Below are 8,461 nucleotides of genomic sequence, written 5' to 3' on the forward strand. Positions count from 1 at the left end.
CAATTCTCCTATTGCAGTCTCCTCTGATAAGCGTCTTGTACCATGAGCCCATGACGCTCTTCGAGGGATCCCTGCTGGTCGCAAATGCACCCCTGAAATGGCATCCAAGACTGGCACGCATGGCGTCCACGGCGAGCCCTCTGCTGGCGGCGGATGGCGGCGCCAACCACCTTGCCCGTATCGGACTTCGGCCAGAAAAGGTGATCGGCGACCTCGACTCCATCAGCACAAGCGCCAGGGCCTGGCTCGGAGAGCCGAGCATGCTCCACCTCCCGGACCAGAGTCGGACGGACCTCGACAAGGCAGTCGCGTATGCGTTCGATGAGATGGGAGTCGAGCGACTCACCGTGCTGGCAGCCCTCGGAGGCCGCACGGATCACGATGCCAGCAACCTGGGGTTGCTCGCTCGGCTGGCAATGGGCGAGCGATTGGTTTTCGAGGATGTCGGTCAGCGGGTCCTGGCCTTGATCGGGGAAGCCGCGCTGCTCGCCGCCCCGGGTGAGGCCTGGTCATTCTGGACCTTCGACCCGGCGGTCCGGGTCTCGATTGACGGAGTTCGCTGGCAGGTTCGTGATGCCGACCTCAGCGCTGGGACCACGCCCTCGATATCAAACGAAGCGACCGGGGAAGAGATCCGCATCCAGGCGACCGGCGGCGCCGTCGTCGTAGCGCGCCACTACCGTTAGAACGTTTGAACGTTAAACGTTAAAACGTTTGAACGTTCTAACGAAAAGAGCCCGGCTGATGCCGGGCTCGACGCTTCGAATTGGCTGGGGTGCAGGGACTCGAACCCCGATTCTACGGTCCAGAGCCGCATGTCCTGCCATTGGACGACACCCCAGCACGGCCCCCAAACGGGGACGCGATTATAACAACAGAGCGATTTGGGTCAACCGGTGCGAACCTCCGTTCGCCATAGTTTTGAGTGTTAAGTTATGAGTTTTGAGTTATCCCCCGCCCACCCGGATGCTGTGGGCGGGGTGGGCGGCAACTCAAAACTCAAGACTAAGAACTCAAAACTCCGTGCTACGCCCACCCTCTCAGGTGGCAGGCAGTGGCGACGCGCTGGATGGCGATCATGTACGCTGCATCGCGCATGTACTCACCGGTCTCGTCCGCCAGATCGGCCACCGCGCGAAATGCTCTGGTCATCTTCTGATCGAGGCGCTCGAGCACCTCCTGTTTCGGCCAGAAGAAGTTGGTGTTGCACTGCACCTGCTCGAAGTACGAGCAGGTGACGCCACCTGCATTGGCCAGGAAATCCGGGATGACGAAGATGCCCCGCTCCTTGAAGGCCTCGTCCGCCTCCGGCGTCGTCGGACCGTTGGCACCTTCGGCGACGATCTTCACTGTGTCCGGGATCCGGCCGACGTTGTCGGCGGTGATCTGGTTCTCGAGCGCGGCGGGGACCAGGATCTCTACCTCCTGGTCGAGCCACGCGTCGGCCTCGAGGATTTCGTAACCGTTGGCCTCGGCCTCCTTCTTATCGATGGTGCCGAACCGGCTGGTGATGGAGAGCAGATAGTCGACGTCGATCCCGTCGCTCTTGCGGAAGGTGTAGGCAGCCTGATCATCGTTGTCCCAGCAGGCCACCGCCACGACTGTCCCGCCGAGCTCGATGAAGAGCTTGGCGGCGTATTGGGCGACGTTACCGAAGCCCTGCATCGAAGCCCGCCCACCTTCGATCGAAAGGCCCTGCCTCTTGAGGGCTTCACGCACCGTGTAGATGACGCCATATCCGGTCGCCTCGGTTCGCCCCAGCGAGCCACCGAGCTCGACCGGCTTGCCGGTGATGGTTCCGGGGTAATGGCCGGCGGCGAGTTTCTCGTACTCGTCGAGAATCCACACCATGTGCTGCGGGTTGGTCATGACATCGGGCGCCGGCACATCCTGTACCGGTCCGATGTTCCGTGCGACCTGCCGCACCCAGCCCCGGCACAGAGCCTCCTGCTCGCGGGAAGAAAGGTCGTGAGGATCACAGATGACCCCGCCCTTGCCCCCACCGAGAGGAATATCGACCACCGCGCACTTCCACGTCATCCAGGTAGCCAGGGCCCGCACCGTGTCGACCGTCTCCTGTGGGTGGAAGCGGATGCCGCCCTTGGCCGGGCCGCGGGCATCGTTGTGCTGCACCCTGAAGCCCTTGAAGACGCGCACCGTGCCGTCGTCCATCTTGACTGGAATCGTGAAGTGGTACTCGCGCTGCGGCCACCGCAGCAGTTCGCGGAGCCCATCCTCGAGCTGCAGCTTGTCGGCCACGGCATCGAACTGGCGCTGGGCCATCGCGAACGCATTGAACTCTGTCGCCATTGTCGCCTCCTCGAATGCGCAGACGCGCGCTGGGGTTATACGCCCTGCAACGTAGCACGTCAACCACTCGCTGGAGGCGGGAGATCACGACGGCCAAAGGCCGCCCGTAACACACCGCATTCACAGAGGTCCGTAATTCGTGAATCGGCAAGTCCCTCGGGGCCTCTCGCACCCTTCATCGCCATATACTCGGTGCGTGCCGTCGAAGCTGCGCATTCTCCATCTCATCGACAAAAACCGGCTCACGACCGGATCGGTCGTGCAGATGATGGAGGCTGCTCGAGGACTCGCACGACGAGGGCATCGGGTTTCGATCGGGGGTACACCCGGCGGAGATCTCGAGGATGCCTGCGGTGAGCACGGCGTCGGATTCCTCGGTCTCCGATTTCGCGGGCCGCGGTCGTGCTCCTCGATCAGGAAGCTCCGGCGGTACCTGCGGGCGCAGGAAACGGAGATCCTCCACGTCCACAAGGGGCGCGCGCACGCGGCGGCTCTCGCCGCAGCCACAGGTCTCGGACGCAACCCACGATTGGTCGTCAACCGGGGAGTCGTCTTCCGGCTCGACTCCTTCAACAAATTGAAATACCACCACCCCAGAGTCCGCGCGGTAGTGTGCGTCGCCGATGCGGTGCGCGAGGTCTCGATCGGATCGGCTGCTCTCGACCCGAGCATCGTCCACACCGTCTACGGAGGCACTGACGTCAAAGCCTTCGATCCGAAGCGTGCGTCGCGAGAGCCTGTGAGATCCGACCTCGACTTCGATTCCGAACATGTTGTGATTGGCCAGGTTTCGGTACGGGACTGGAAGGGATGGGCAGAGCTCATCGAAGCGTTCGCGCGCGTACGTACAAATCGTCCCGAGGCCCGGCTCCTCCTGATCGGTTGTGAGGGGCCGCGCGAACGATCAAAGATCGAAACGGCAGCGCGAGTGGCGGGCGTTATCGATTACGTCGTGAAACTGCCGTATCGCACCGACATGGCAGACATCCTTGCCGCATGTGATGTCGTCGTCGACGCCTCGTTTGCCGGCACCGGCATCACCGGCACCATCCGCGAAGCGATGGCCCTGGAACGCGCGGTCGTGGCGACTGACTGCGGTGGCAACAAGGAGCTCGTCATCGACGGCGATGTCGGCCTGGTCGTGCCGCCACGCGACACCGATGCTCTCGCGTCCGCACTCATCCGCTTGGCCGAAGATCCTTCTCTCCGCCGGAGGCTCGGCACCGCGGCCAGGAAACGAGTCGTCGATCACTTCACCACTGAACATCGGATTGACAAGCTCGAGGCGCTGTACCGCGAGATCCTCGATTAGGCTGGCGGTCCGCCTGCTCTTCCCCTCTGCGCCTTTTCCCCCTGCTCCCTGCTTCTTCTCGAGATCGGGAGCGGGATCGGGATCGGGAGCGAGGACAAGAAAAACGGAGCTGACGCCCCGTTGTACCTCTTCTTTGGCTCCGCAGGAGGGACTTGAACCCCCAACCTAGTGGTTAACAGCCACCCGCTCTACCATTGAGCTACTGCGGAGCATCAGTGGCAATCGCATATTGTAGACACGGGTGGTTGAATGTCAACCGACCGCCGACGATCTCAGCAGCGTGAAGACCAGGCGCACCGTCGGCGCACGCGCGACGGTTTCCCGCAACTCCTCCTCAGAGGCAAAAGACGTCGTCTGCAACCTGCGTCCCTCGCACTGAAGCCTGAGACGCTCACCCTCAAGGGGCCAGGGGTGAACGCGAAACGTCGTGTCGTCGACAACCTCAAAGGTGATCACCTCGGTTTCACCATTCGCGTTCTGCGCCCAGACCTCGAATGGCGCCGGCAAGGACCCGCACAGATAGACCGAAATTCGGTCGCACGTGTCGAGTAACCGCGAGTTGATTTCTCGGCCAGGTCCGTCAAGGTACGGCTGATAGCGGGCGTCGGTTGCGAGCTGCTCCCTCCACGACCGCTGGAGTCGTTCCATTTCGGCACCGAAGCTCTGCGCCGTCCGTGCCCCACCCGTATCGTTTCGATCAAGCAGGTCGGCCAGCTTGCGATCGGCCATCGCACCGAAATGCGACGCCGTCAGGAGACCAGAGTATCGGTTGTACTGAGCGCACCGGATGACGCTGCGACGCCAGATCGCGAGATGCCCGGCGACCGGCATTGAATCGAATGCCCGAGGGCGCCCATCGCTGTCAAGCGATGGTTCCGCATCGAACTCCGTCCAGCCGCAGTCGTGCAGCAAGATCGCGGCCAGAGTCTCTGCCCTCGGCGCCGGTCGCGCAAAAGATCGGTTGCCCCAGTGCTCTGCGATCTGCCACGCGAGCCATGCGTGGGACACCTGCGGAATCAGGTAGCTGCCGGCCGGATGGCCATCCCGATGAATGAACACCCCGCGATTCTACAACGCGCTGCAGTTGCTGCGCGTTGTAGAATCGCGAATTCTCAATTTTGAATTAGGAATTCGGAATTTCCACCCACCCTCCCCTTGTCGGTCAATACCAACGATGATGGGATTGACGCCGAATTCCGAGCTCAGAATTCCGAATTTGCAGCTGCGTGATAACCTTCCTCCATGGTGCGCTTCGGGACTTCTGGATGGCGCGGCATCATCGGCCGCGAGTTGACCTTCCGACGGGTTCGGATGGTCGTACAAGCTATGCTCGAGACCCTGCGGGAGGAGGAGACGCCGGTCGAGAGAATCGTCGTCGGCTTCGATACCCGCATGCTGTCCGAAAAGTTCGCCGCCAAGGCGGCGGAGCTCATCGCGGCAAACGGCGTCGTGGCCGAACTCACGCCCCGCGACGTACCCTCACCGGTGGTTGCCTGCATGGTGATCGAGAGAGGGGCTGCCGCCGGTATCACTTTCACCGGCAGCCACAATCCGCCCGAATACAACGGTCTCAAGATCTATACCGCCGATGGGATCCTCGCTTCTCAGGAGTTCACCGATCGCGTTGAAGAACGATTCGACGAGCTCGAGAACAACTATGACGACACCTTCCTCCCGCGCCCTAAGTTGGTCGGTGAGTACGATCCGAAGCCGAAATACCTCGAACGGCTTCAGGGCCTGATCGACTGGGAATCCATGCGCAAGGCGAACATCAGACTGGTGGTGGATCCACTGTTCGGCAGTGCTCGCGAGTACCTCGACCACATCCTTCTCGAAAACGAGGTCGAAACCGACGTTATTCACAACACCCGTGACCCGCACTTCGGAGGATACGCCCCGGATTGCACGTCGGAAAACCTCTCGCGCCTGCGCGAAGTGATGCGGCACACCGGAGCGGACCTCGGCCTCTCCACCGACGGCGATGGAGACCGTTTCGGAATCCTCGACCACGGGGCTCGGTTGGTCGACTCCACCACTGCGCTGGCGGTGACCCTCGACTACCTGGCGCGACGACGGGGCCTCGAGGGCGGCGTGGGTTACACAGTGGCCACATCGGGCCTGATCAACGCGGTCGCCCGCCACCACGGCCTCGAGCTCTATGAGACTGCGGTCGGCTTCAAGAACTTCGGCCCTCTCCTGGTCGACGGCACGCTCGAGTATGCGGGCGAGGAGAGCGCGGGCCTCGCCTGGTCGAAGCACTTGCCCGAGCGTGACGGGGTGCTCGCCTGCCTGCTCGCTGCCGAAATGGTCGCGGTCGAAGGCAAGACTCTGACCGAACTCGCACACGATCTCACGAGAAGGGTCGGCACCTACAGCTTCCGGCGTACCCAGATCCCGCTGACTCAGCGCACACAGGAGATCTACGAAAAACGACTCGGGGAATCCTGGTCCGAGATCAACGGTTTCAAGGTGGCGGATATCGACCGGAGGGACGGCCTCAAACTGATCTTCGAGAGCGGCGGTTGGGTTCTCGTACGGATTGCAGGCACCGAACCCAAGATCCGACTTTATACCGAGGGTCGCTCATCCGAAGAACAGCGACACCTCATGCATCTGGCGCGACAGCTCTTTTCCTGACGGAGGGTCTTCTCATGTTTGACATCGAATTCATCTGTGGCAGGGAGGTCCTCGACTCTCGGGGCAATCCGACAGTGGAAGCAGAGGTCGTTCTGACCAGCGGCGCGGTCGGGCGTGCAATCGCACCGTCCGGAGCTTCCACCGGCTCCCGTGAGGCCCTCGAGTTGCGAGACGGCGATGCCAAACGTTTCGGCGGCAAAGGCGTCCTGCGGGCGGTGGAACACATCAACGGTCCGCTCGCCGAGGCTGTCGAAGATCTCGACGCACGGGACCAGCTCGGCGTTGACCAAACGCTCATCGACATCGACGGCACCGACAACAAATCCGTCATGGGCGCCAACGCGATGCTCGCCGTGTCGCTTGCGGTCGCCCGTGCCGCGGCGGAGGCCAGCGGCCTGCCGCTTTACCAGTACCTCGGCGGCTGCGGCGCGCGAGAGCTGCCGGTGCCGATGATGAATATCGTCAACGGTGGCGCACACGCGGACAACTCGGTCGACTTCCAGGAGTTCATGGTCATGCCGGTCGGATTCTCGACCTTTTCCGAGGGACTCCGCGCCTGCGTCGAGGTCTTCCACACCCTCAAGGGAGTCCTCAAGAAGCGCGGTATGACGACCGCTGTCGGCGACGAGGGAGGCTTCGCACCCAATCTCGAGTCCAACCGCGCGGCCTGCGACCTGATCATGGAGGCGATCGACGGCACCGGCTACGCTCCCGGCGAGCAAATCGCGCTGGCAATGGATCCCGCGGCGTCCGAGTTCTTCTCCGACGGCACCTACAACCTGGTCGGCGAGGGCCGTGAAGGTCTCTCATCGGAGGAGATGATCGACGTCTACGCCTCACTCGTCGACGACTTCCCGATCGTCTCGATTGAGGATGCTCTCGCCGAAAGCGACTGGGACGGCTGGAAGAAGTTGTACGAGCGGCTCGGAGATCGCATTCAACTGGTCGGAGACGACATCTTCGTCACCAACCCCGAGATCATCCGCGAGGGTATCGAGAAGGGCGTCGCCAATTCCGTGCTGATCAAGCTCAATCAGATCGGAACCCTCTCCGAGACCCTTGACGCCATCAACCTGGCCCACAAGGCGGGGTGGACAGCTGTGATCTCGCACCGCTCGGGAGAGACCGAGGACACCACCATCGCCGACCTCGCCGTCGGCCTCAATACCGGCCAGATCAAGACCGGCTCGGCCTGCCGCACGGATCGCATCGCCAAGTACAATCGCCTCCTTCGCATAGAGGAAGAGCTCGAGGATGTCGCACGCTACCGCGGCATCGCCGCCCTGGCACGCGGGAGAGGATGAGGCGCATCACCCTGATCCTGCTCGCCCTCGGGGCGGTGGTCGCATTGGGTGCTTTCGCGTCGATCGTCAGTCACGGTTTCGGTGAGCTGGCAGCCGTCGAGGAGGAGAGGGAGCGTCTCGAGAACCGAACGATCGAGCTCGAAGAGAGCGTCGCCGAACTCGAGGAGACGCTCGACGCGATCCGCACCGACCCCGCCGCGGTCGAGTCCCTGGCCCGCCGTGAGCTGGGCTGGGTACGCCCCGGCGACACCGTGATTCTGCTTGCCACACCGACGCCGCCGCCCGAACCGCCCGCCTTGACAGGTACCGAGCCGACTCCTATACTCACCCTCCCTGATTGACGCGGGGTGGAGCAGTCCGGTAGCTCGTTGGGCTCATAACCCAAAGGTCGGGGGTTCAAATCCCCCCCCCGCAACCAGCAAATATACGACCTCCTCTATGTCGAGGAGGTCGCTTTATTTAAGAGATAATCGCCCGGCAGAGTCCGATTTGAATCTGCGAGCTCGGAGCCCTGATTCAGCCACCCGCTCGCATGGTCTTGAGATCTTTCGTGGTCAGGGCCTTGCCCCCGATGCCCCACTGTCCACTTGGCACGTCGTGGACCCGCACCCAGGTCACGCCGCGCATGATCTCGCCTTCAATGGCGACCATTGTGTCAGTGACCTTGCTGATCATGTTCTGCTTCTCGGCAGCGCTGAAGACGCCCTCGATGACATGGATATCTACTAACGGCATTTCACTGTCCTTTCTCTGGTCCACCGCCGCAGTGGAAGTACGCGGCTGACAGCGGTGGTGACTGTTGGCAATCGATGTCAGGCTGGAACACGTTGAGACGTTGGATGACGAGGCTGCCGATCACTCAGCTTCGCCCTTCGTGGATGGCACCACTCTCTTCGAT

8 protein-coding genes and 3 tRNA genes are annotated in these 8,461 nt (G+C 62.3%); 6 read left to right on the forward strand and 5 right to left on the reverse strand.

The annotated features are described in order from the left end of the window. Positions 1–50: 50 nt before the first annotated feature. Entirely contained in the window at positions 51–686 is a 636-nt protein-coding gene (locus tag LJE93_02955; GenBank protein MCG6947861.1) for a thiamine diphosphokinase, read from the forward strand. An 81-nt stretch (positions 687–767) separates the two neighbouring features. Here the strand turns inward: LJE93_02955 and LJE93_02960 are convergent. Beyond that, a tRNA-Gln gene (locus LJE93_02960) sits at positions 768–841 on the reverse strand. Between the two features lie 185 nt (positions 842–1,026). Continuing rightward, positions 1,027–2,310, reverse strand: a complete 1,284-nt coding sequence (locus tag LJE93_02965; protein ID MCG6947862.1) for a Glu/Leu/Phe/Val dehydrogenase — start codon at positions 2,308–2,310, stop codon at positions 1,027–1,029. Positions 2,311–2,506: 196 nt separating this feature from the next. On the opposite strand from LJE93_02965, the gene LJE93_02970 reads away from it, so the two are divergent. After that, positions 2,507–3,622 carry a glycosyltransferase family 4 protein gene (locus LJE93_02970; protein ID MCG6947863.1) on the forward strand — a complete coding sequence of 372 codons (1,116 nt, stop codon included), beginning with the start codon at positions 2,507–2,509 and terminating at the stop codon, positions 3,620–3,622. A 134-nt stretch (positions 3,623–3,756) separates the two neighbouring features. Here the strand turns inward: LJE93_02970 and LJE93_02975 are convergent. Then, positions 3,757–3,831, reverse strand: a tRNA-Asn gene (locus tag LJE93_02975). A gap of 43 nt (positions 3,832–3,874) precedes the next feature. Beyond that, a complete protein-coding gene (locus tag LJE93_02980) occupies positions 3,875–4,681 on the reverse strand; it encodes a DUF3891 family protein (GenBank protein ID MCG6947864.1) in 807 nt (268 codons plus the stop codon). A gap of 183 nt (positions 4,682–4,864) precedes the next feature. Here LJE93_02980 and LJE93_02985 point away from each other — a divergent pair, with 183 nt between their 5' ends. The 4 genes from LJE93_02985 (at position 4,865) to LJE93_03000 (ending at position 7,981) form a co-directional block, all read left to right on the forward strand. Further along, complete coding sequence (locus tag LJE93_02985; GenBank protein ID MCG6947865.1) at positions 4,865–6,259, forward strand: phosphoglucomutase/phosphomannomutase family protein; 1,395 nt, start codon at positions 4,865–4,867, stop codon at positions 6,257–6,259. A gap of 14 nt (positions 6,260–6,273) precedes the next feature. Then, complete coding sequence (eno, locus tag LJE93_02990; protein ID MCG6947866.1) at positions 6,274–7,563, forward strand: phosphopyruvate hydratase; 1,290 nt, start codon at positions 6,274–6,276, stop codon at positions 7,561–7,563. Further along, positions 7,560–7,904 carry a septum formation initiator family protein gene (locus LJE93_02995; GenBank protein MCG6947867.1) on the forward strand — a complete coding sequence of 115 codons (345 nt, stop codon included), beginning with the start codon at positions 7,560–7,562 and terminating at the stop codon, positions 7,902–7,904. Before eno ends, LJE93_02995 begins: the two co-directional genes overlap by 4 nt. Beyond that, positions 7,905–7,981, forward strand: a tRNA-Met gene (locus LJE93_03000). 98 nt (positions 7,982–8,079) lie between these two features. Here the strand turns inward: LJE93_03000 and LJE93_03005 are convergent. Further along, the gene (locus LJE93_03005; GenBank protein MCG6947868.1) at positions 8,080–8,298 is read right to left on the reverse strand and encodes a tautomerase family protein; all 219 of its coding nucleotides are present in this window, start codon (positions 8,296–8,298) and stop codon (positions 8,080–8,082) included. Positions 8,299–8,461: the final 163 nt, after the last annotated feature.

This window comes from Acidobacteriota bacterium (assembly GCA_022340665.1).
Lineage (GTDB): Bacteria > Acidobacteriota > Thermoanaerobaculia > Thermoanaerobaculales > Sulfomarinibacteraceae > Sulfomarinibacter.

Coding starts and splice junctions, on each gene's coding strand:
- LJE93_02955 (MCG6947861.1), top strand. CDS start 51: ATGACGCTCTTCGAGGGATCCCTGCTGGTCGCAAATGCACCCCTGAAA.
- LJE93_02965 (MCG6947862.1), bottom strand. CDS start 2,310: ATGGCGACAGAGTTCAATGCGTTCGCGATGGCCCAGCGCCAGTTCGAT.
- LJE93_02985 (MCG6947865.1), top strand. CDS start 4,865: ATGGTGCGCTTCGGGACTTCTGGATGGCGCGGCATCATCGGCCGCGAG.
- eno (MCG6947866.1), top strand. CDS start 6,274: ATGTTTGACATCGAATTCATCTGTGGCAGGGAGGTCCTCGACTCTCGG.
- LJE93_02995 (MCG6947867.1), top strand. CDS start 7,560: ATGAGGCGCATCACCCTGATCCTGCTCGCCCTCGGGGCGGTGGTCGCA.
- LJE93_03005 (MCG6947868.1), bottom strand. CDS start 8,298: ATGCCGTTAGTAGATATCCATGTCATCGAGGGCGTCTTCAGCGCTGCC.